Annotated in this window: 17 protein-coding genes and 1 pseudogene; 7 read left to right on the top strand and 11 right to left on the bottom strand. The window is 68.1% G+C overall.

Annotation, left to right across the window (positions count from 1 at the left end; all coding sequences use genetic code 11):
- Positions 1-183: 183 nt before the first annotated feature.
- Positions 184-2,367 (bottom strand): primosomal protein N', encoded by a 2,184-nt coding sequence (locus GY40_RS13845; RefSeq protein WP_248311166.1) that lies wholly within the window; start codon positions 2,365-2,367, stop codon positions 184-186.
- 89 nt (positions 2,368-2,456) lie between these two features.
- On the opposite strand from GY40_RS13845, the pseudogene GY40_RS13840 reads away from it, so the two are divergent.
- Positions 2,457-3,353: pseudogene (locus GY40_RS13840) on the top strand (tyrosine recombinase XerC); the annotation flags it as partial.
- A gap of 157 nt (positions 3,354-3,510) precedes the next feature.
- A complete protein-coding gene (locus tag GY40_RS13835) occupies positions 3,511-4,071 on the top strand; it encodes a DUF4337 domain-containing protein (RefSeq protein WP_038363148.1) in 561 nt (186 codons plus the stop codon).
- Between the two features lie 29 nt (positions 4,072-4,100).
- Here the strand turns inward: GY40_RS13835 and GY40_RS13830 are convergent, their stop codons facing one another.
- The 5 genes from GY40_RS13830 to GY40_RS13810 are packed head-to-tail and all read right to left on the bottom strand — an operon-like array spanning position 4,101 to position 9,660.
- Positions 4,101-4,901, bottom strand: coding sequence for an SDR family NAD(P)-dependent oxidoreductase (locus GY40_RS13830; RefSeq protein ID WP_038363146.1), 801 nt, complete (start codon positions 4,899-4,901; stop codon positions 4,101-4,103).
- A gap of 26 nt (positions 4,902-4,927) precedes the next feature.
- A complete protein-coding gene (locus GY40_RS13825) occupies positions 4,928-6,316 on the bottom strand; it encodes an amidase (RefSeq protein ID WP_038363144.1) in 1,389 nt (462 codons plus the stop codon).
- A 26-nt stretch (positions 6,317-6,342) separates the two neighbouring features.
- Complete coding sequence (locus GY40_RS13820) at positions 6,343-7,203, bottom strand: ABC transporter permease (protein ID WP_038363142.1); 861 nt, start codon at positions 7,201-7,203, stop codon at positions 6,343-6,345.
- Positions 7,200-8,144, bottom strand: coding sequence for an ABC transporter permease (locus GY40_RS13815; RefSeq protein WP_038363139.1), 945 nt, complete (start codon positions 8,142-8,144; stop codon positions 7,200-7,202). Before GY40_RS13815 ends, GY40_RS13820 begins: the two co-directional genes overlap by 4 nt.
- A gap of 25 nt (positions 8,145-8,169) precedes the next feature.
- Positions 8,170-9,660, bottom strand: coding sequence for an ABC transporter substrate-binding protein (locus GY40_RS13810; RefSeq protein WP_038364163.1), 1,491 nt, complete (start codon positions 9,658-9,660; stop codon positions 8,170-8,172).
- A gap of 174 nt (positions 9,661-9,834) precedes the next feature.
- On the opposite strand from GY40_RS13810, the gene uxaC reads away from it, so the two are divergent.
- From uxaC to GY40_RS13795, 3 genes are all read left to right on the top strand, one after another.
- Positions 9,835-11,238: a glucuronate isomerase gene (uxaC, locus tag GY40_RS13805; RefSeq protein ID WP_038363137.1), complete on the top strand. Its 1,404-nt coding sequence runs from the start codon at positions 9,835-9,837 to the stop codon at positions 11,236-11,238.
- Positions 11,235-12,704, top strand: coding sequence for a mannitol dehydrogenase family protein (locus GY40_RS13800; RefSeq protein WP_038363135.1), 1,470 nt, complete (start codon positions 11,235-11,237; stop codon positions 12,702-12,704). Before uxaC ends, GY40_RS13800 begins: the two co-directional genes overlap by 4 nt.
- Before the next feature lie 173 nt (positions 12,705-12,877).
- Positions 12,878-13,708 (top strand): transporter substrate-binding domain-containing protein, encoded by an 831-nt coding sequence (locus GY40_RS13795; RefSeq protein WP_038363131.1) that lies wholly within the window; start codon positions 12,878-12,880, stop codon positions 13,706-13,708.
- Here GY40_RS13795 and GY40_RS13790 read toward each other — a convergent pair.
- From GY40_RS13790 to GY40_RS13780, 3 genes are all read right to left on the bottom strand, one after another.
- Positions 13,675-15,378 carry a bifunctional aspartate transaminase/aspartate 4-decarboxylase gene (locus GY40_RS13790; RefSeq protein WP_081925382.1) on the bottom strand — a complete coding sequence of 568 codons (1,704 nt, stop codon included), beginning with the start codon at positions 15,376-15,378 and terminating at the stop codon, positions 13,675-13,677. The genes GY40_RS13795 and GY40_RS13790 overlap by 34 nt on opposite strands.
- Positions 15,379-15,398: 20 nt before the next feature.
- Positions 15,399-17,087 (bottom strand): aspartate-alanine antiporter, encoded by a 1,689-nt coding sequence (gene aspT / locus GY40_RS13785; protein WP_038363129.1) that lies wholly within the window; start codon positions 17,085-17,087, stop codon positions 15,399-15,401.
- Between the two features lie 277 nt (positions 17,088-17,364).
- Positions 17,365-18,516: an amidohydrolase gene (locus tag GY40_RS13780; protein WP_038363127.1), complete on the bottom strand. Its 1,152-nt coding sequence runs from the start codon at positions 18,514-18,516 to the stop codon at positions 17,365-17,367.
- A 338-nt stretch (positions 18,517-18,854) separates the two neighbouring features.
- On the opposite strand from GY40_RS13780, the gene GY40_RS13775 reads away from it, so the two are divergent.
- Entirely contained in the window at positions 18,855-20,564 is a 1,710-nt protein-coding gene (locus GY40_RS13775) for a lysine--tRNA ligase (RefSeq protein WP_038363125.1), read from the top strand.
- A gap of 3 nt (positions 20,565-20,567) precedes the next feature.
- Here GY40_RS13775 and GY40_RS13770 read toward each other — a convergent pair whose 3' ends face one another.
- A complete protein-coding gene (locus GY40_RS13770; protein ID WP_038363123.1) occupies positions 20,568-21,176 on the bottom strand; it encodes a histidine phosphatase family protein in 609 nt (202 codons plus the stop codon).
- Positions 21,177-21,315: 139 nt separating this feature from the next.
- Between GY40_RS13770 and GY40_RS13765 the strand changes: the two genes are divergently transcribed.
- Positions 21,316-21,996 carry a nitroreductase gene (locus tag GY40_RS13765; RefSeq protein WP_038363120.1) on the top strand — a complete coding sequence of 227 codons (681 nt, stop codon included), beginning with the start codon at positions 21,316-21,318 and terminating at the stop codon, positions 21,994-21,996.
- An 11-nt stretch (positions 21,997-22,007) separates the two neighbouring features.
- Here GY40_RS13765 and GY40_RS13760 read toward each other — a convergent pair whose 3' ends face one another.
- Positions 22,008-23,069, bottom strand: a complete 1,062-nt coding sequence (locus GY40_RS13760) for a DUF808 domain-containing protein (protein WP_038363118.1) — start codon at positions 23,067-23,069, stop codon at positions 22,008-22,010.
- Positions 23,070-23,197: the final 128 nt, after the last annotated feature.

Below are 23,197 nucleotides of genomic sequence, written 5' to 3'. Positions count from 1 at the left end.
TTGCACCGGCGACCTTCCGGGGAAGGTGGAGTGCATCGTCCCGACGCTGCGAGTATCACAGGCGCAAAGCCAGCGACACGGCTTCGCGACCAAAATGTGGCGGTGCACTAGCATGTGGTTCCGGGGCACGCAATCGCTAGTTCGACCATGGAAGTGGCGATTGGGCCACGGCTTTCAGCAATTTTACAGGAAGCTCTGCGGATCGACATCGACCGCGACCCGGACCGACCCCTTGGGTTTGGGCCCGCGCTTCAGCCAGGCGCGCAGATAGTCCTGCAGGTTGACCTCGCGGGTCGTCCTGACGATCAGACGCATGCGATGGCGCCCGCGCAGCACCGCCAGAGGCGCTTCCGCCGGCCCCAGCACCGCGATTCCGTCGCCGGCCTCGGCGCAGCGCGCCAGCGCGCGGGCATGGCTTTCGGCCTCGGCCTGACCATTCGCGGAGACGATCAGCGCCGCCAGCCGGCCGAAGGGCGGCAGCCCCGCAGCCTCCCGCGACGCCTCCTCTGCGGCATAAAACCGCTCCGGGTCGCCCGAGACCAGCGCCTTGAGCACGGGATGCTCCGGGTCATGCGTCTGAAGCAAGGCGCGACCCGGTTTCTCGCCCCGTCCTGCGCGGCCCGTGACCTGCCGCAACGCCTGGAAGGTCCGTTCGGCCGCGCGCGGATCGCCCGAGGTCAGGCCGAGATCGGCATCGACGACGCCGACCAGCGTCATGCCGGGGAAATTATGGCCCTTGGCGACGAGCTGCGTGCCGATGACGATGTCGAACTCACCCTCGGCCACCGCCATCAGCTCCGTCTTCAGGCGTTCCGTCCCTCCGGGAAAATCGCTGGAGAGCACGATCGAGCGTGCCTGTGGAAAAAGCGTCGCGACCTCCTCGGCCAGCCGCTCGACGCCCGGCCCGCAGGCCATCAGGCTCTCGGGCTTGTGGCAGGCCGGGCATTCCTGCGGCCGGCGCTCGACATGGCCGCAATGATGGCAGACCAGCGCCCGCCGGAACCGATGATCGACCAGCCAGGCCGTGCAGTTCGGGCACTGGAAGCGGTGACCGCAATCGCGACAGAGCGTCAGCGGCGCATAGCCGCGCCGGTTCAGGAAGAGCAGCGACTGCTCCTTGGCCTCGATATTGGTCTCGATCGCCTTGACCAGCGCGCCGGAGAGCCAGCGCCCGCGCTCCGGCTTGTCCCGTCGCAGATCGACGAGGCCGAGCGTCGGCAATTCGCGCCCGCCGAAGCGCTCAGGCAGCTTGAGATGCGTGTAGCGGCCGCGCTCGGCATTGACGCGCGTCTCCAGCGAGGGCGTCGCGGAAGCCAGCACGACCGGCGCGTTCTCGATGCGCCCGCGCACCACCGCCATGTCGCGGGCATGGTAGGAGACGCCGTCCTCCTGCTTGTAGGCGGATTCATGCTCCTCATCGACGACGACGAGGCCGAGATCCTTGTAGGGCAGGAACAGCGCCGAGCGGGCGCCCGCCACCACCTTCGCCTCGCCGCTCGCGATCGCCGCCTGCAGCCGCTCGCGTTTTCGGCCGGTCACGGCCGAATGCCAGAGCCCCGGCCGGACCCCGAAGCGGGCCTCGAAGCGGTCGATGAACTGCGCGGTCAGCGCGATCTCCGGCATCAGGATCAGGCTCTGCCGGCCGAGCCGGATCGCCTCCGCCACCGCCTCGAAATAGACCTCGGTCTTGCCCGAGCCGGTGACGCCTTCGAGCAGCGCGACGCTGAACGCCCTCGCCTGCACGGCAGCCACCAGCGCCTGTGCCGCCTCGCCCTGCCCCTCCGACAATTCCGGGACGGCATGGTCGGGATCGGGCAGCGCCGCGATGGCTTCGCGCGGCATCGGCTCGACGATGAAGGTGCCGGCATCGACGAGGGAATCGATCACGGCAGCGCTGACCGAGGCCGCCTCGGCCAGCGCCGATTTCGCGATCAGCAGGCCACCCTCGGCCGCGGCGATGGCACGAGCGCGGGCCGGCGTCATCCGGCCGGGCGGCGGCCCGGCGAGCCTGACGCCGAGCTTCGGTCGCTCGGGCGTATCGTCCGGCTGCCGGCGCAGCGCCAATGCGAGCACCGAGCCTTTCGGCGCGAGCGTGTACCAGGCGACCCAGTCGACGAGCTTCCTGAGCGCCGGATCGAGCGGCGGCATGTCGTATTTGCCGGTGACCTTCTTGAGGTTGCCGCCGCGCCCGGCCCCGACGGCCCAGACCACGCCGACGGTCTCGCGCGGCCCCAGCGGCACCTGCACGACATCGCCGGGGGCGAGCGCGAGCCCCGGCGGCACGGCATAGCTATAGGCCTGGTCGAGCCCGAGCGGGATCAGCACGTCGACCGTGCCGCCTTCGATCATGTCCGCCGTCTCGTCCATCGTGCCAGTGTCTAGCACCGATTCGGCTGCTGTTAAGGCAGGAGCGTCATGCTTCCGCGATGACCGATTTCGACTCCTTCCGGCAGGACTGGCTGACCCATCTTTCGGCCGAGCGGCGCCTCTCGCCGAAGACACTGGAAGCCTATGGCCGCGATCTCGGCCAGTTCACCGCTTTCCTCACCGGGCATCTCGGCGGAGCGCCCTCGCTCGCCGATATCGCCGCGCTGAAGCCCGTCGACCTGCGCGCCTTCCTCGGCCAGCGCCGCCGCGACGGGGTCGGCAACCGCACGCTGATGCGCCAGCTCGCGGCTTTGCGCTCCTTCGCCCGCTTCGGCGAGCGCAGCGGCAAGCTCACCGCCGCCGCCTTCGCCGCGACGCGCGGGCCCCGCCTCGGCAAATCGCTGCCGCGCCCGCTCGAACCCGCCTCCGCGCGCGCCGTCACCCAGGCCGACACCCGCGCCGGCGAGGAACGCGAGCAATGGATCCTGGCCCGCGACGCCGCCGTGCTCGGCCTGCTCTATGGCAGCGGCCTGCGTATCTCGGAGGCGCTCTCGCTCGCCCGTGCCCAGGCGCCGCAAAGCGCCGGCGAGACGCTGACCGTGATCGGCAAGGGCTCGAAGACGCGGATGGTGCCGGTGCTGCCGGTGGTGGTGGCCGCCATCGCGGAATATCTCAAGCTCTGCCCCTGGCGCCTGCCGCCGGAAGGTCCGCTCTTCGTCGGCGCCAAGGGCGGGCCGCTATCGCCCCGCATCATCCAGCTCGCGGTCGAGGGGCTGCGCGGCGCGCTCGGCCTGCCCTCATCCGCCACGCCGCACTCCCTGCGCCATTCCTTCGCGACGCATCTGCTCGGGCGCGGCGGCGATCTGCGCGCCATCCAGGAACTGCTCGGCCACGCCTCGCTCTCGACCACGCAGATCTACACCCGCGTCGATTCCGCCCGGCTGATGGCGGCCTATGACGCCGCCCATCCGCGGGCGGGGCGCTGACATCGGACCGAAAAGTGGAAACCCCTTTTCGGACGAATCCGATGCAAGAGGAAAACGGAACGCCATCTTGCCCGCCAGGGCGCATGGCGATCCGACATCTTGCTGCCGCAACGGAAAGCCTTAAACAGCGGCCATAGTGGCCCTGCGAGGTGATTCGATGTCGGAACCTGTCGAGATCCCGGAAGGCGGCAACAAGCGCATCGCGCTGCTGATCGCCTGTCTGGCCCTGCTGCTGGCGCTGGCCGAGATCGGCGGCAAGCAGGCCGAGAACGACGCGATCGCGCGCAACATCGACGCCTCCAATCTCTGGGCCTTCTTCCAGGCCAAGACGATCCGCGGCACCGTGGTGACGACGGCGGCGGAAACGCTCGAGCTCGATCTTGCCGCGACCGCCGATGCGGCGACCCGCGACCGGCTGCAGAAGCGCATCGACGGCTGGAAGGCGACGGCCGCCCGCTACAACAGCGAGCCCGAGACCAATGAAGGCCGCAAGGAGCTGATGGCGCGGGCCAAGGCGGCCGAGCAGCAGCGCGACGACTACAAGGCCCGCAACGAGAATTTCGAGATCGCCTCGGGCCTGCTCCAGATCGGCATCGTCGTCGCTTCGGCCTCGATCATCACCGGCGTGGCGCTGCTCGCCGGCGTTGGCGGCGGGCTCGGCGCCGTCGCGATCGCCTTCATGGGGCTCGCGCTGTTCGCCCCGCATCTGCTGTTCTGAGGGCGCTGCTGCCTCGGTAAGGGGCTGCCTCAGTAGTGAATGGCGCCCCGCATGCCGCCGCCGCAGGCGATGGCATCGCCATTGATCGCGACGCTGCGCGGCGAGGCGAGGAAGGCGACGATATCCGCGACCTCCGCCGCATCGACCAGCCGGCCGATGGTGACGTTCGCGGTCATGCCGGCCTCGACCTCCGCCTCGCTCTTGCCGCTGACCTGCGCCCGCGCCCCGACCAGCCAGGCCGTGCGCTCGGTCCGCGTCACGCCGGGATGGACGACGGTGACGTTGATGCCTTGCGGGCCGAGCTCGTCGGCGAGGTTCTTGGTCATCGCCGCGACCGCGACATTGCGCATCGAGCCGATGGTGGAGCCGGTCGAGCGCGCCGCGAGACCGCTGATATTGATGATCCGGCCCCAGCCATTCGCCGCCATATGCGGCGCGGCCTCGCGCGCCATGCGCAGATAGCCCATCACCTTGACGTTGACGTCGTCCCAGAACAGCGCGTCGGTGATCTCGGCGAGCTTCGGCGGCGGCGCCTGCCCGCCCGGCTTGCCCGCCGCGTTCACGAGGATATCGAGCCCGCCGAGCACCTCGACGGCATGGGTGACGAGCGCCTTCACCGAGTCGTCGTGCTGGGTATCGACGGTATGGCCAACCACCTTGCGCCCGCTCTCGGCCGCGAGCGCCGAGGCGGCCTCGGCCAGCTCGTCCCGGTTGCGCGCGGCGATGACGACATCGGCGCCCTCGAGCGCGAGCTGCCGCGCGATGGCGCGCCCGATGCCCTTGCTGCCACCGGTCACCAGCGCGCGCTTGCCCTTGAGTTGCAGATCCATGGCTTCTCTCCTGTTCGATGAAAGCGTCAGGCCGAGGGTGCGCGCGGCCAGATGATCGGGCCGCGCATCTCTTCCCAGGCCCGCGCCATCCTGAGCACGCCGAGATCGTCGAAGCGCCTGCCGGTGATCTGCAGGCCGATCGGCAGCCCGGCCTTCGTCGTCCCGGCATGAACCGAGACCGCCGGCTGGTCCGACATGTTCGCCGCCACCGTGAAGCAGATATGCTCGAAGGGCTTGGCGGGGTCGTTAATGGGCGAGGCCCATTCCGCCGGATAGCTCGGCACCGGCGACACCGGCGAGAGGATGAAATCGTAAGGCAAGATCGCCTTCAGCGCGGCGTCGCGCATCGCCATCATCTGGCTCATGCCGCGATAGACCCGCTCGCCCGGCAGGTTCTGCCCGCCCTTCGCCCACTGGAAGATGTAGGGCAGGACCTTGGCCTGCTTCTCCGCCGGCAGGGCGCCGATATCGGCCCAGGCGCGCTGGCGCCAGAAATCGTCGAGCCCGTCGAGCATCGCGCGGGTGATGTGAGGCCCGACCGGCTCGACGATGGCCCCGGCATCGGCAAAGGCTTTCGCCGCCGCCTCGATCGCAGCCTTCGTCTCGGGCTCGACGGGGAGCCCGATGCCGGCATCGCGCTGGAGGCCGATGCGCAGCCCCTTCAGATCGATGTCCAGCGCCAGCCAGTCGATGTCCTGCGGCGGCAGGCTCATGCCGTCGCGCGCATCGGGCTTCGAGAGTTCCCGCATCGTCAGCGCGGCATCCTCAACCGTGCGCGTCATCGGCCCGGCGACGCGGCCGTAATAGGTCGGGTCGATCGGCACGCGCCCGAAGCTCGGCTTGAACCCCACCAGCCCGCACCAGCCCGCCGGCAGGCGGATCGAGCCGCCGATATCGGTGCCGACATGCAAGGGGCCGTAGCCCGCGGCCCCGGCCGCACCGGCCCCGGCGGAGGAGCCGCCGGGATTCTTCGTCACGTCCCATGGATTGCGTGCGAGCCTGTGGAAGCTCGACAGCCCGGAGGAGAGCATGCCGTAATCCGGCATCGTCGTCTTGCCGAGGATGACGCAGCCGGCCTCGCGCAGCCTTGCCGCCGGGGGCGCATCGTCGGCGGAAGGAGCGAGATCGTTCGCGGCCGTGCCCAGCGGCACGGCCACGCCCTTGGTGCGGATATTCTCCTTGATCGTGCCGGGCACACCGTCGAGCGCCAGCGCCTCGCCCTTCAGCCAGCGCGCCTCCGAGGCTTTTGCCTGCGCCCGCGCCGCGTCGGAATCATAGGCCCAGAGCGCGTCGAGCTTCGGCTCCCAGGCGGCGATGCGGGCGATGACGGCCTCCGTCACCTCGACCGGCGAGAGCGAGCGGCCGCGATAGGCGGACAGCAGCTCGGCCGCGCTCAGATCGGCAAGGTCGGTCATCGAAGCATCCTCATTCCCTTCAACCCTCACCGGCTGCGGCGCAGGCGCGGATCGATCGCGTCGCGCAGACCGTCGCCGAGCAGATTGAATCCCAGCACGGTCAGCGCGATCGCGGCACCCGGAAAGATCGCAAGCCAGGGCTGCGCCGCCATGAAGGTCTGGGCTTCGTTGAGCATCCGCCCCCAGGAGGGGTTGGGCGGCTGCGTGCCCAGGCCAAGATAGGACAGACCCGCCTCCGCCAGCACGGCCAACGCGAACTGGATCGTCGCCTGCACCACCAGAATGCCGGCGATGTTCGGCAGGATATGATGCAGCGTGATCTGGCGGTTGTTCAGCCCGTTGGCCCGCGCCGCCTGGATGAAATCCTGCGCCCAGACCTGCAGCGCCGCGCCTCGTGCCAGCCTTGCGAAATAGGGCAGGTTCAGCACGCCGATCGCGACGACGGCATTGAGCATGCCGGGCCCGGCGATGGCGGTCATCATGATCGCGGTGAGTACGGCCGGGAAGGCGTGGGTGAAATCAGCGGTCCTCATGATGACGTTGTCGAGGACGCCGTCGCGCCTCACCGCCGCGACCAGCCCCAGCACCGTCCCCAGCACCATGCCGATGCCGACCGCGCCCAGCCCCACCGCCAGCGAGTTGCGCGCGCCGACCATGATCATCGAGAAGACGTCACGGCCGAACGGGTCGGTGCCGAACCAGTTCGCCGCCGAGGGTCCTTGCAGCCGCTTCAGGATCGCCATCTGCGTCGGCGGATGCGGCGTCCAGACATAGGAAACCAGCGCCAGCGCCACCACGGCAAGGCTCAATGCCGCCCCGATCACGAAGGAAGGCCCGAGCCACCAGCGCCTTTTGCCATCGGGCGCCTTGACGACCGTCGCGCTCATGCCTGCCTCAGCCGCGGATCGATCAGCCCGTAGAGCAGTTCCACGGCGAAATTGATGATGATGGCGAGGCCGGCGAAGAGCATGACGAGGTCCTTGACCACGATCAAATCGTGCTGGGCGATGGCCTGGAAGACCAGCCGCCCCAGCCCCGGCAAGGCGAAGACGTTCTCGATGATGATGGCGCCGGCGATCAGCACGGAGAATTGCAGGCCGAGGATCGTCACCACCGGGATCAGCGCGTTACGCAGCGCGTGCCGGCGCATCGTCGTGCCCTCGCTCAGCCCCTTGGCGCGGGCGGTGCGGACGAAATCCTCCTGCAGCGTGTCGAGCATGGCCGAGCGCGTCACCCGCGCGATGATCGCCGCCTGCGGCAGGGCGAGCGCCAGCGCCGGCATGGCCAGCGACTTCAGCGAGGTGGCCAGCCCCGCCTGCCAGCCCGGAAAGCCGCCCGCCGGCAGCCAGCCGAGCCCGACCGCGAAGACGAGCACCAACAAGAGCCCAAACCAGAAATTCGGAATCGCGAGCCCCGCCTGCGCGAAGGCCATGACGCCGGCATCGGCCAGCCTGCCATGGCGCGAGGCGGCGAGCACGCCGAGCGGCATGCCGATCAGGACGGCAAGCGCGATCGCGAGCACGGCGAGCGGCAGCGTCACCGCCATCCGCTCCATGATGAGCTGCGCCACCGGCACACGATAGGTATAGCTCAGGCCGAGATCGCCGGTGGCGAGCCCGCCGAGCCAGAGGAGGAAGCGCAGCGGCGCCGGCTTGTCGAGGCCCAGCTCGGCGTGGAGCGCCGCCAGCGCCTCGGGCGAGGCGTTGAGGCCGAGCGTCACCGCCGCCGGATCGCCCGGCAGCACCTCCAGCACGAGGAAGATCACCAGCGCCGCCGCCATCAGCGTCAGCACCAGCACGACAAGGCGGCGCAGGATGTAGCCGATCACGAGAAGATCCCGGGCGGAGCCGCGTTCAACGCCAGCGCAGCTCCGCCAGCGGCGTCACCGGCAATGGCCAGTCGGTCCACATGCCCTCCAGTTCGGCCTTGGCGACGGTGATCTTCGGCAGGATGAACAGGAAGCCGTTGACCGCGTCCTCGGCCAGCATGCGCTGCGCCTGCTTGTAGAGCTCGTTGCGCTCGCCCTCGTCCAGCGTCCCCGCGATCCTGGCGATCAGCGCCTTGAAGGCGGGGTTCCGGTACTGGAAGTAGTAGTCGTCGCGCGCATAGATATCGATGTCGAGCGGCTCGGTATGGGCGATGATGCTGAGGTCGTAATCCTTGTTGCGGAAGACGCGCTCCAGCCATTGCGGGAATTCGAGCGGCTCGATGGAAGCGTTGATCCCGACCTGCCCCAGCAGCGCCGCGACGATCTCGCCGGCCCGGCGCGCATAGGAAGGGGGCGGCAGCTTCAGCGTGCAGGAGAAGCCGTTGGGGAAACCCGCCTCCTTGAGCAGCGCCTTCGCCTTCTCGGGGTCGTAAGGGTAGGTGCCGGTCAGGTCGATATAGGCCGGGTGCAGCGGCGAGAAATGGCTGCCGATCGGGGTGACGTCGAAGCCGTAGACGCCGAGCGCGATGGTCTTGCGGTCGAGCGCATGGGCGATGGCCTGCCGCACCCTAAGATTGTCGAAGGGCGGCTTGGCGTTGTTGGTGGCGAGCACCGTCTCGCCCTCGGTCTTGCCGATGGTGACCTTGAGCCTGGGATCGGCCTGGAGCTGCGGCACCGCCTCGGGCGCCGAGAGATTGGTGTTGGCGTCGACATCGCCGGCCCGCAGCGCCGCGACCTGCGCCTGTGGATCGGACATGAAGCGGAAGGTCGCCTTCGCCAATGACGGCTTCTGCCCCCAATAGCCGTCGAAGCGGGTGAGTTCGAGCCGGTCGCCCCGGTTCCAGCGCCCGAACTTGAACGGGCCGGTCCCGATCGGGGCGGTCTTGTTGTTCGCCGCCGTCGCCGGCGCGACGATCACGGCATCGCCCCAGCTCAGCCCGTAGAGGAAGCTCGCCGTCGGCTGCTTGAGCTTGATGACGACGGTCGCGGGGTCGGGCGTCGCGATCTCCGCGATCGGCGTGAAGAGCTGGCGCTGCGCATTGGTCGAATCCGGCGCCACGGCCCGCTCGAAGGAGAATTTCACCTCCGCGGAGGTGAAGGGCGTGCCGTCATGGAAGGTCGCGCCGCTCCTGAGCGTGAAACGATAGGTGACGTTGTCGGGCGCGATCTCCCAGCTCTCGGCGAGGCAGGGCTGGATCTTGCCGGTCCGGTCCATCCTGACCAGCCCCTCGAAGATGTTCTGCAGCGTCACCTCGCGGATCGCCTGCGCGGCGCCGGAGGTCGGGTCGAGCGTCGGCGGCTCCAGCGTCATGCCGATGGTGACGGCATCCTTCGCCTGGGCGAAAGCGATTGCCGGCATCTGGGTCGCGACAGCCGCCAGACCGGCCCCTGCCAGAAGTTCACGCCGCGTCGTCATCGTCATCGCTCCGGTTGCGGCGGGCAAGATGGCGTGGGTCCGGCAGCGCTTGCAAGCCCAACCCCGCCACTTCGGATGCTTACAAACAAGCGTCTCTGGCGCACTAGTATACCACGCGATTGACCCCTGCTGCGCGCAGTTCTAGAGATCGGCCAAACACTAGGGAGATACCCCATGTTGCTGCACGATGATCGCCTCTTTCCCGCCGATCCGGTGACGCGCGGCATCGCGCGACGGCTCTTCGCAGCGATCCGCGACCTGCCGATCATCTCCCCGCACGGCCATACCGATCCGCGCTGGTACGCCGAGAACAACCCCTTTCCCGATCCGGCGACGCTCTTCGTCAAGCCCGACCACTACATCTTCCGCATGCTCTATTCCCAGGGCGTGCAGCTCGAACAGCTCGGCATTCCGCGCAAGGACGGCGCTCCGGTCGAGACCGACCCGCGCAAGATCTGGCAGATCTTCGCAGACCATTGGCATCTCTTCCGGGGCACACCGACCAGACTCTGGTTCGAGCACGCGGCCTCGACCATCTTCGGCGTCAACGAGCGCCTGACGTCGGAAAATGCCGACCGGATCTACGACAAGATCGCCGCCAAGCTGGAAGAGCCGGAACTGCGTCCGCGCGCTTTGTTCGAGCGCTTCAACATCGAGGCGATCAGCACGACCGAAGGCGCGCTCGACGACCTGAAATGGCATGACATGGTCCGCGACTCCGGCTGGGGCGGCAAGGTCGTCACCGCCTATCGGCCCGACAGCGTCGTCGATCCGGAATTCGAGGGCTTTGCCGAGAACCTCGAAAAGCTCGGCGAACTGACGGGCGAGGATATCGGCTCCTGGACCGGCTATCTCGCCGCCCATCGCCAGCGGCGCGCCTATTTCAAAGAGCGCGGCGCCACCTCCTCCGATCACGGCCACGCCACGGCGCGCACCGCCAATCTCTCCGATGCCGAGGCCGAGAAGCTCTACGCCAAGATCCTGAAGGGCAAGGTCTCGGCCAAGGACGCCGACCTGTTCCGCGGCCAGATGCTGACCGAGATGGCCAAGATGAGCCTGGACGACGGGCTCGTCCTGCAGATCCATCCCGGCTCCTGGCGCAACCACAACGCTGCGCTGTTCGAGCATTTCGGCCGTGACATGGGCTGCGATATCCCGACCGCGACCAACTATGTCGAGGCGCTGAAGCCGCTGCTCGACGCCGTCGGCAACGAGCGCAACCTCACCGTGATCGCCTTCACCCTCGACGAAACCAGCTATTCGCGCGAGCTTGCCCCGCTCGCCGGGCATTACCCGGCGCTGAAGCTCGGACCGGGCTGGTGGTTCCTCGATGCGCCGGAGGCGATGCTGCGCTTCCGCGAGCTGACGACCGAGACGGCCGGCTTCTACAACACCGTCGGCTTCAACGACGACACCCGCGCCTATCTCTCGATCCCCGCCCGCCACGACCTCGCGCGGCGGGTCGATTGCGCCTATCTCGCGAAACTCGTCGCCGAGCACCGGCTGGAGGAGGACGAGGCGGCCGAAGTGGCGCATGACCTCGCCTATCGCCTCGCCAAGGAGGCCTACAAGCTGTGACCCGCCTTTCCAACGCCACTCTCGGCCAGCTCGCGGCGGGCGTCCGCCGCCCGGCCTATGACCGCGCCGCCCTCAGGCCCGGCATCGTCCATCTCGGCCTCGGCGCCTTCGCCCGCGGCCATCTCGCTGAGTACACCGAGGACGCGCTGGAGAGCCGCTTCGGAGCCTGGGGCATCACCGGCGCCAGCCTCCAGCGCCCCGACCAGCGCGACCGGCTGAAGCCGCAGGACGGGCTCTACACCCTGCTAAAGCTTGCCCCCACGGGGCCGGAGCTGCGCGTCATCGGCTCGGTGCTGGATGTGCTCGTCGCGCCGGAAAGCCCGGCCGCCCTCGTCGCGAAGCTCGCCTCGCCCGAGACCCGCATCGTCTCGCTGACCGTCACCGAAAAGGGTTATTGCCACGATCCGGCGACCGGCAAGCTCAGAGCCGACCATCCCGATATCGTCCACGATCTCGAAAACCCGGACGCGCCGCGCTCCGCCATCGGCATCCTGGTTGCCGGCCTGCGCGTGCGCCGGGCGGAAGGCCTTGGCCCCTTCACCGCGCTCTGCTGCGACAACCTCCCCTCGAACGGCCATGTCCTGCGCGGCCTCGTCCGCGACTTCGCCGCGCTCACCGACGACAGGCTCGCTGCCTGGATCGAGGCCAACGGCGCCTTCCCGGCGACGATGGTCGACCGCATCGTGCCGGCGACGACCGAGGCCGACATCGCCGAGGTCGCCAAGCAGACCGGCCTGGACGATGCCGCGCCCGTCATCGGCGAACCCTTCCGGCAATGGGCGATCGAGGACGTTTTCGCCGCCGGCCGCCCAGACTGGCATGAAGTCGGCGCCCAGATGGTGACGGAAGTCGCGCCCTTCGAGTTCATGAAGCTCAGGATGCTGAACGGCGCGCATTCCTCGCTCGCCTATCTCGGCTATCTCGCCGGCCATGAGACGGTGGCCGAGGCCAGCGGCGATCCCGTCCTCGCCCGCTTCCTGCAGGGGCTCTGGAGCGAGATCATCCCGACCGTGCCGGCACCGCAGGGCGTCGTACTGGCGGATTACGCGAAGGCCCTGCTTACCCGCTTCCAGAACCCGGCGATCCGCCATCGCACCTGGCAGATCGCCATGGACGGCTCGCAGAAGCTGCCGCAGCGCCTGCTCGGCACCATCCGCGAGCGGCTGAAGGCGGGCGCCGGAATCGACCACCTCGCTTTGGGCGTCGCCGCCTGGATGCGTTACGTCACCGGCATGGACGAGAAGGGCGGCGCCATCGACGTCCGCGACCCGCTGGCGGCGGAGTTCAAGCGCCGGGCCGATGTCGCGGGCCGCAACGCCGAGGCGTTGAGCGCGAGCCTGCTCGGCATCGAGGCGATCTTCGGCAGCGACCTGCCGGGCGAGCAACGGTTTAGGAAACCGGTGACCGCGCATCTCGCTGCGCTCTTCGACAAGGGCGCGAAGGCGACGGCGGCGAGCCTGGGTTGAGCCTCACCGTCATTCTCGGGCGAGGCCATTCTCGGGCGAGGCGCAGCTTCGACCCGAGAATCTCGTAACGAGAAGACTCCCGCACCAACATCCGGCAAGAGATGCTCGGGTCAGGCCCGAGCATGACGGCGGGCCCTTGATCCCCGCCGCCATCCGGCGCCAGATGCGCGGCAATGCTTCGCGCGCTCGCCGCCTTTGCCTTCGCACTCCTCGCCACCGCGACTGCCGCGGCGCAGGACCAGCCGCGCATCGCCATCCCCAATTTCTGGGATCCGCGCATCAGGCTCGACCGGCCCGAGCCCGGCCCGCCGCGCGTCGTGCGCTTCCTGACCGATGACGACTATCCGCCCTTCCATTTCGCCGGGCCGGACGGGGCGCTGACCGGCTTCTCGGTCGAGCTCGCCCGCGCCGTCTGCGACAAGCTCGGCTGGACCTGCACCATCCAGCCGCGCCGCTTCGACACCTTGCTGGATTCGCTGGGCGAGGGCCGTGGCGACGTGCTGGCGGCGGCGATGAACCTGACACCCGCAATCCGCGAGCGCTTCGCCGCGAGCCATCTCTATTTCCGCGCGCCCGCCCGCTTCGTCACGACGCGCGGTAATGTCCGGGCCGAGCTCGACGGCGAAAGCCTGCAGGGACGGCGCGTCGCCGTCGTTTCCGGCACGGCCCATCAGGCCTTCCTCGAAAGGCTGATGCCCTTCGTGCAGCGCCGCGAGACCAGCGGCCTGAACGCCGCCGTCGCGGCGCTGCGCAGCGGCGACGCCGAATATGTCTTCGGTGACGGCCCGGCGCTGGCGCTGCTGATTTCCGCCAGCGGCGGCGAGCTTGCCTTCTCGGGCGGGCCCTATCTCGAGAGCCGCTATTTCGGCGAGGGCGTGGCCTTCCTGCTGCGCAAGGACGACCCGGCCCTGCAACGCGCCATCGACTACGCACTCCAGAGCCTCTGGGACGACGGGACCTACAGCCGCCTCTATTTGCGCTTCTTCCCGGTCAGCCCCTTCTGACCGCCCTTGCCCTTGGCGGAGACCTTGTCGGCATCGGCGGCGTCTTTCGCCTTGGCCTTGCCCCTGCCGGACCGCTTGCCGCCGCCGCCCTTCTCGTAGAGCGCGTGGAACTCCTCGGCCATGCCGCGCAAGGACCGCCCGATATTGGCGTATTCGAACTCGTTGAGATTGGCGAGCGAGGCGCGACCGGCCGGCTGCTGGGTGCCGAAGCCGCGGCCGGGCAGCAGCACGATGCCGGTCTCGTCGGCGATGCGGAACAGCAGCTCGTCGGGATTGACGTTGTCTTTCACCCAGGCCGCGAAATCGTTGCCGTAGAGGTCGCGCGCGATCGCCTCGAGATCGAGCAGCGTGTAGTAGTCGACCGCGTTGGGATCGCTCTCCTGCGCGACGCCGAGCTCGCGATAGAGCGCCGCCTCGCGCCGGCGGATCAACTTCTTCAGCTCCGCCTTGTAGCCATCGGCCTCGTCCATCAGGGCGAAGAGCGAGAACAGCACCATCTGCACCTGCTGCGGCGTCGAGAGGCCGGCGGTGTGGTTCAGCGCGACGGTACGGCTGTCGGCGACGAGCCGGTCGATGAAGCTGAGCGAGCGCACATCCGGCAGGAGCGAGCCATAGCGTCGGTCGAGCGCGGCCTTGGCCGCCTCCGGCAGGGCTGCCAAAGCCTTGTCGAAGATCGAGTTCCGATGCGTCGCGACCACGCCGAGACGCCAGCCCGTCGCGCCGAAATATTTCGAGAAGGAATAGACCAGCATCGTGTTCTGCGGGCAGAGCGCGAAGAGCGAGCGGAAATCGTCGGCGAAGGTGCCGTAGACGTCGTCGGTCAGGATGAACAGGTCCGGCCTGTGCTCGCGCACGATCGCGGCGACCTTCTCCAGGCTGCGATCATCCATCTTCACCGAGGGCGGGTTGCTCGGATTGATGCAGAAGAAGATCTTGATCGCCGGGTCCTTGAGCTTCTCCAGCTCGGAATCCGGATATTGCCACTCCTTCTTCGGATCGGCGTTGATCGCGACCTCGACCAGCCCGTATTCGTCGAGCTCGGGGATCTCGATATAGGGCGTAAAGACCGGCATGCCGATCGCGACCTTGTCGCCCTTCTTGACGAGGCCGTTCTGCTTCAGCGTGTTGAAGATATAGGTCATGGCGGCGGTGCCGCCCTCGACCGCGAAGAGATCGACATTGCCAGGCGGGATGAAGCCGCCGACCATCTCCTTGACGATGTAGTGCTTGACGATCTCCTCGCTGACCCGGAGCATCCGTGGCGGCACCGGATAATTGCAGCCCAGGATGCCTTCGACCATCTCGTGCAGGAAGGCCGCGGCCGAGAGACCGAGCTGGTCGCGCACATAGCTCAGCGCCCGGCCGAGGAAGACGACGCCGGGCTGGTCGCGGTTATCGGCGATGAAGCGCTCGAAGCGCCCCTCGATCCCGGCGATCTGCGGCAGGCCGCCGACATTGTTCGGCATGTAGGAGAAGGACAGCTCGGATTCGTTGGCGGCGAACAGGCCGAGCCGGAAGAAGGCCCGGCGCGGCAAGGTCGCGAGGAAATTGGGGTTGCCGCGGCCGGCATTGAGCATCAGCCGGTTCTCCCGGCCCGAAGCCAGCTTGATCAATTCGTCCTTGAGCTCGAACGGGCTGAGCTTGGCATACTGGCTGTAATCGGCGGCCATCTTGCGTCTCCTCGTTTCGTTCAGGCGAAGGCCACGACAAGCGGGCCGAGCAGGGTCAGGAAGACATTCGCGAGCGCATAGGTAATCGCGAAGGGCGTGGTCGGGATGGAATTGCCGGCCTTGTCGAGCACCTCGCCGAAGGCGGGATTGGCGCTGCGCGAGCCCGAGAGCGCGCCGGCGAAGATCGCTGTATTGTCGTAGCGCAGGATGTAGCGGCCCACGAGCATGGTGATGATCATCGGCAGGATGGTCACGACCACACCGATCAGGAAGATCGACAGCCCCTGCTGGATGATGGTGCTGACCGCCTGCTGGCCGGATTGCAGGCCGACCACTGCGACGAAGCCGGCGAGGCCGAGATCGCGCAGCAGGGTCGATGCCGCCGTCGGCATGTTGCCGATGGCGAGGTTGCGGCTGCGATACCAGCCGAACAGCAGGCCGGAGAGCAGCGCGCCGCCGCCGCTGCCAAGCGTCAGCGGAATCGAGCCGATGCGCACGACGATGAGGCCGATGAGCAGGCCGACCACCAGCCCGAGCCCATGGAAGACGAAATCGGTTTTGTCGCTGGCGACGATCACCGTGCCGACGACCTTGGCGACGCGCTGCACGTCTTCCGCCGTGCCGTAGAGTTGCACGACATCGCCCGGCTCGATCACCGTGTCGGGCTCCAGCGGCAACGGTTTGCCGGCGCGCTGCAACCCGGTGACATAGATGCCGTGGCGCAGGTTGGCCGCGGTGGCATCCCTGATCTGTTGGACGCTCTTGCCGATGAAGTCGCGATTGGCGATGGCGACGTCCCGGACCTGCACGACCAGATCCATGCCTTCCGAGGATTGCAGCTCCGGGCCGATCTGCGCGGCGACGCCGACGACGCCCGCACGCCGCCCGACGACGAGGATGATGTCGCCGGCAGCCAGCTTCAGCGAGGGCTCGACGCCGACCACGGCCCCGCCGCGCTTGATCCGCTCGATGCTGATCGCATCGCCCTGCGCCAGCGCCTCGACCTCCGCGACGGTTCGCCCGGCGACCTTCTCGACCTTGTAGAGCCGCCCGACCAGATCGGGCGCCGCCGGCTGCTCGCCCGGCCCGTAGACGCGGATGCCGGCAAGCAGCGCGGCTTCCGCCTTGATCGCATCGTCGCGGATGCTGCGCCCCATCAGCCAGGGCAGGATGTTGACGCAGACGATGATCGCGCCGAAGGAGCCGAAGATATAGGTCACGGCATAGCCGACGGCGACATTGCCCTGCAGGCGCTGCACCTCGTCGGCCGCGAGCCCGAGCTTGCCGATCGCGGCGCTCGCCGTGCCGATGATCGCCGACTGCGTCAGCCCGCCGGCCGCGATGCCGGCCGCCAGGCCCTTGTCGAGCCCGAACATCCGCGCCAGCACCACCACGGTCGCAAGCCCGCTGACCGCCAGCACCGCCGCCATCACGATCTCGCGGATCGACTGGCGCCCGAGCGAACGGAAGAATTGCGGCCCGCTCTCGAAACCCACCGCGTAAATGAACAGCGCGAACAGCACCGATTTGATGCCGTTGTCGATGGTGACGCCGACCTGGCTGACCAGCACCGCGGCGAGCAGCGAGCCGGCGACGCCGCCGAGCTGGAACTTCCCGAACTGGAACTTGCCGACCCAGTAGCCGACAGCCAGCGAAAGAAAGAGTGCGATTTCAGGAGACTGGTGAAAGATCGAAGACAGCCAGGACATCTTTCCCCCCGCCCAAACAATCGTATCGAGATCAACGATTGTACAAAAACGGAAAAGACTCAAGCTGTGGTTGTATATTTTGAATTCGATCGGATTCTAGCGATCATTATAATAAAGACATCGGCATGAAGAGAGAAAAGACCTGCTTATGCCGGGAACTCGCAGAGCGAAACCCAGCTTGCCGATTCTGTCCCTGACAGCCTGCTTCGGTTCCTCCGGTTCGGAAGGCGAGGCGCCGGCGCCTCGCCTTCGAAGACGTTGCCTGCCTTGGCGAAGCTCAGGGCGCGTTGCTGGCCAGCGCCTGCTTCGCCACAGCCGCGAGCCAGCCGGACGCTGCCGGCAGGATCGCGTCGTTGAAGTCGTAGCGGTCATTGTGCAGGTCGCCGCCATTCACGGCCGGGCCATTGCCCATCCAGATGTAGCAGCCGGGGCGGCGTTCCAGGAAATAGGCGAAATCCTCACCGGTGGTGCTGGCCTTCAGGTCGCGCCGGACGGCGAGCCCCGCGGCCTCGCCGGCGGCGACGGCCATCTCCTCCTCGGGAGCCGTGTTGATCGTGGCGCTGCCATGCGTCGTCTCGACCGCGGCCGTCATCTCGAAGGTCGCGGCGATGTTCTCAGCGATGCCCTTGAGCCGCGCCAGCAGGCGGTTCCTGACCGCCGGCACGAAGGTGCGGAAAGTGCCCTCGATGAACACGCTGGTCGGGATCTGGTTGGAGGCGAGCCCGCCATGCACCTGCCCGATCGAAACCACGGCGGACTCCATCGGATCGACATTGCGCGACACGATCGTCTGCAGCGCGACAATGAGATGGCCCATCGCGACGATCGGGTCATGCGTCTGCTCGGGGAGCGCCGCATGACCCGCCTTGCCGGTCAGCGTGATCTTGAAGCGTCCGGGCTCCGACATCACCGGCCCGCGATGCACCGCGACGGTGCCGGCTTCCAGCCCCGGCCAGTTATGCAGCGCGAAGACGCGCTCCATCGGGAAGCGCTCCAGCACGCCGTCGGCGAGCATCGCCTGGGCGCCGCCCGCCCCCTCCTCCGCCGGCTGGAAGACGAACTGCACCGTGCCGCTCCAGCCCTCGTCGCCCTTGAGCAGCGCCGCGGCGCCGAGCAGCGCGGTGGTGTGGCCGTCATGGCCGCAGGCATGCATCACGTTGGGCGTGCCGGATTTGTAGGGCAGGTCGCTGGCCTCCTGGATCGGCAGCGCGTCCATGTCGGCGCGCAGGCCGACGCTGCGCTCGGAGGCGCCGCGCTTCAGCGTCGCCACCACGCCATGGCCGCCGATGCCGGCGGTAAAGGGCACGCCGAGCTCGGTCAGCTTCTCCTGCACGAAGGCGCTCGTCGCCTTCTCGTGACGGCCGAGCTCCGGATGGGCGTGGAGATGGCGTCGCCAGGCGGTCAGCTTGTCGAGCAGGTCGCGGTCCAAGGCGGGGTTCCTTTCAAAATCGATAGCCTCGCAAATGCGTTCCGCAGCCCTCATCCTGAGGAGTGCTCCAAAGGAGCGCGTCTCGAAGGATGTTCCAGAGCACCCTGGAACATCCTTCGAGACGGCCGCATTCGCGACCTCCTCAGGATGAGGGCTGCGGCTTCAGCCACAGCGAGGTCGTCAAGCTATACTGGCAGGGGAGCACGGCAAAGGATCATCCGAATGCCGCCGCTGTGCGTTTCGCGCATTGACGCACCCCTTTTCGATCTGCCAAAGCCCGTGGTCCGCCGATAAGCGATATCGCTTTCTGGACAGACACGGAGAGGACACCAGCCCCCATGCCCGCCTTCGACGCAGCCCTTGTTGACGCCGCCCAGCGTTCGGCCGCCTGGCCGTTCGAGGAGGCGCGCAAACTGGTGGCCCGCATCGAGAAATCGGGCAAGAAAACGGTGATCTTCGAGACCGGCTACGGCCCCTCGGGCCTGCCGCATATCGGCACCTTCGGCGAGGTCGCACGCACCTCGATGGTCCGCCACGCCTTCCGCGTGCTCACCGGCAACACGATTCCGACCCGCCTCATCGCCTTCTCGGACGATCTGGACGGGCTGCGCAAGGTGCCGGACAACGTGCCGAACAAGGAGCTGCTCGCCAACAATCTCGGCAAGCCGCTGACCGAGGTGCCGGACCCCTTCGGCACGCATGAGAGTTTCGGCCGCCACAACAATGCGCGCCTGCGCGCCTTCCTCGACAGTTTCGGCTTCGACTACGAGTTCAAGTCCTCGACCGACTCCTACCGCGCCGGCGAGTTCGATGCGACGCTGCTCAAGATGCTCGCCCGCTACGATGCGGTGATGAAGATCATGCTGCCGACTTTGCGCGAGGAGCGGGCCGCCACCTATTCGCCCTTCCTGCCGATCCACCCGAAGACGCGCGTCGTCATGCAGGTGCCGATCGACGAGGTCGATGTCGAGGCCGGCACCATCGCCTGGACCGACCCGCAGACCCAAGAGCGCTTCGTCACCCCGGTCACTGGTGGCAACGTCAAGCTGCAATGGAAGCCGGATTGGGCGATGCGCTGGGTCGCGCTCGGCGTCGACTACGAGATGGCCGGGAAGGATTTGATCGACTCGGTCAAGGTCTCCTCGCAGATCGCCCGCGCGCTCGACGGCACGCCGCCGGAAGGCTTCAACTACGAGCTCTTCCTCGACGATCTCGGCCAGAAGATCTCGAAGTCGAAGGGCAACGGCCTGACCATCGAGGACTGGCTGACCTATGGCCCGCCGGAAAGCCTGGCGCTCTATATGTTCCAGCGCCCGCGCGAGGCCAAGAAGCTGCATTTCGACGTCATCCCGCGCGCCATCGACGAGTATCTGCAGTTCCTCAACGGCTATGAGCGGCAAGACTGGAAGAACCGGCTCGGCAACCCGGTCTGGCACATCCATGCCGGCAACCCGCCGGCGCCGGAGGTCATCGCCTCGGGCGAAGGCGACAACGCGGTCCGGACGCAGGTCACCTTCGGCCTGCTGATGAACCTCGTCGCCGTCGCAAATTCCGAGGACAAGGGCGTGCTCTGGGGCTTCCTCCAGCGCTATGCGCCGGGCATGTCGCCGCAGACCCATCCGCGCCTCGACGCGCTGGTCGGCTACGCGATCGCCTATTTCCGTGATTTCGTGAAGCCGGCGAAGAGCTACCGCCCGGCCGACGAGGTCGAGCGCGACGCCTTCACCAAGCTCGACGCGGCGCTGGCCGCCCTGCCGGCCGATCCGACGCCCGAGATGGTGCAGGACACCGCGCTGGACGTCGCCCGCGCCATCCCGCGCTACCAGAACCTCGCCGCCAAGAACGCGACGCCGGAACGACCGGGCGTGTCCGGCGACTGGTGGAAGGCGATCTACCAGGTGATGTTCGGCGAGGATCAGGGCCCGCGCTTCGGCTCCTTCGCGGCGATCTACGGCCTGCCCAACACCCGGGCGCTGATCGCCAAGGCGCTCAGCGGCGATCTCCTGAAAGAGCACGCCGCCTTCCTGGAGACGCGCAAGGGCGGCTGACCCTCAGGGCGGGCAGTTCCGGGACTGCCCGTCCAGCCCCTGCCGGCGCTGCTCGAAGCTTGCGCGCGCCGTCTCGCCATCGCGCGCGATGCGGACGACATAGATGCCGTCGAAATCGCTGCCATGCCAGCGCGGCACCGCATCGGCATCCCCGCCATGCTCGGTCATGAGCCGCCGCGCGAGATCGACGAGGCGCTTGTGCTCCCAGGCGACGACCACGGTCGCGCCGCGATAGTCGGGCGCATCGAGCGCCTGCGCCAGCCGCCCGGTCTGCTTGTAGCCATAGGGCGTCTGGATGGGCAGGCCGAGCTGCCGCGACAGCGGCTCGAGCGTCTGGAGCGGACGCCGATAGGGATATTTGACGCCGTCATCCTTCTTGAGATGGCCGGGATCGGGCGCGAACAGCGCATCGGGCTTGCCGAAAGCGCCCAGGATCACGCCAGGCAAGGCCTGCGCCCGGTTGAGGCCCTGGCAATCGAGCCGGCCGAAGCCGCCGGACGGCTTCTCGCCATGCCGGACGAGCACGATCGTCTCGACCGGGCCGGCGACGGCGGGTGAACCCATGGCCGCCGCCGCCAGCAACGCGACCACCAACCTTGCTGCGGCCATCATGCTCGTTCCTCCCTGCGGGCCGGCCGATGCCGCCCGCCTCATCCGCCTATAGGATAACCACGCAGACCCGCGCCGCGACCGATTCGAGACTGCGCCGCAAGCTGCCGAACACACAGGACCGCAGGAGATCGACCTTTCCATGACGCCCGCCGAAGCTGTCGAACGTGCGATCCGCGCGCGCCGCGCCGTCCGGGCCTTCCGGCCCGACCCCGTCGATCCCGCCTTGCTGCGCCGGCTGATCGATCTGGCGGCGCAGGCGCCCTCCGGCACCAATATGCAGCCCTGGAAGCTCCGCGTGATCGGCCCGCAGGCGCGGACGCGGCTCGAAACCGCCTTGCTCGCCGCGCTCGAGGCCGGCGAGCGCCCCGGCACCGAGGAATACCGCTATTATCCCGAGCGCTTCCGCGAGCCCTATCTCTCGCGCCGCCGCAAGGTCGGCTGGGATCTCTACGGCCTGCTCGGCGTCGCGAAGGGCGACATCGAGGGCATGAAGCGCCAGACGGCGGCGAATCTGCGCTTCTTCGACGCGCCAGTCGCGCTGATGGTCACGATCGACCGCGATCTGGAGATCGGCTCCTGGCTCGATCTCGGCATGTTCGTGCAGAATCTGCTGATCGCCGCGCAGGGGCACGGCCTCGATTCCTGCCCGCAGGCGATCTTCGCCCAGTTCCACCCGGTCGTGCGGCGCGAGCTCGCTATCCCTGAGGACGAGGTCGTGGTCTGCGGCATTGCCATCGGCAAGGCCGACCCCGACGCCCCGGCCAACCGCCTGGTGCCCGAGCGTGAGCCGGTCGAGAGCTTCACCACCTGGCTGGATTGAACGGGGAAAGCCTAGCCGCCGAGTGACGCCTTGCGCTCGTCCTTGCGGAACAGCTTGAAGATCGGGCTCACCACCCAATGCATCGCGACGATGGCGATGCCGCCGACGACGAGGCCGAAGGCCGCCGCGAGCACCGCGCCCACCAGCCATTCGCCCGCTCCGCTCAACCCGGCCGGAAGGGCTTTCCCGGTCGCGACCGAGAGATCGTGGATGGAGTGGCCGAGCGCGCCGAGCCCGTAGCCTTCCAGCCCGTGGATGATGATGCCGCCGCCGACCCAGAGCATCGCCGCCGTGCCGACCGCGCCGAGCAGGCCGAGGAAATGGGGCATGCCGACGACGAGGCCGCGGCCGAGCGGCCGCGTCAGCCAACGCAAAGCGCGATCGGGCCAGTTGGCCTCGCCGGGTTCCAGCCGCCTCAGCCCCAGCAAGCTGGCGGCGGGGCGCGCATTGGCGGCGAGCGCCACGCCGACATCGTCTGCCTTCACGATCAGGGCGACGACGCCATAGACGGCGGCGGTGATGCCGATGCCGACGATGGCGAGCACGGCCGCCTTCATCCAGAAGGACTGGTCCGACACACCCGCGAGCGTGATCGCCATGATCTCGGCCGAGAGGATGAAATCGGTCTTGATCGCGCCCGCGATCTTCTGCCGTTCGAGGGCCGTGGGATCGCCGGCCGCCGCCTCCCCCGCCTTCGCGCTATCCTGCGATCCATGCGGCAGCACCAGCTCCAGCAGCTTCTCCGCCCCCTCGAAGCAGAGATAGGCGCCGCCGGCCATCAGCAGCGGCGTGATCGCCCAGGGCGCGACCACGGCCAGGATGAGCGCGCCGGGCAACAGGAAGAGAAGCTTGTTGCGTAGCGAGCCCAGCGCGATGCGCCAGATGATCGGCAATTCGCGCGAGGCCGCGAAACCGACGGCATAGCGCGGCGTCACCGCCGCATCGTCGATGACGACGCCCGCCGCCTTGGCCCCCGCCTTGCCCGCCTGCGCCACGATGTCGTCGACGGACGACGCCGCGACCTTGGCGATGCCGGCGACATCGTCGAGCAATGCAAACAGACCGGATGCCAAGCGTCTCTCCCCTATCGGCGTGTCCGGCAGGATAGGAGCTTGTACGCCGCGCGCAATCGCGCAGGCTCCGCTTCCCGCTTGACGACGGCACCGGTGCGAAGGGCGGGCGATCCGTGACGAAAGGCGAA

Source organism: Allobosea sp. UNC402CLCol (assembly GCF_000745475.1).
Classification (GTDB): domain Bacteria; phylum Pseudomonadota; class Alphaproteobacteria; order Rhizobiales; family Beijerinckiaceae; genus Allobosea; species Allobosea spartocytisi.
The sequence above is the reverse complement of the archived record's forward strand: the minus strand, read 5'-3'. Positions and strand labels throughout refer to the sequence as shown.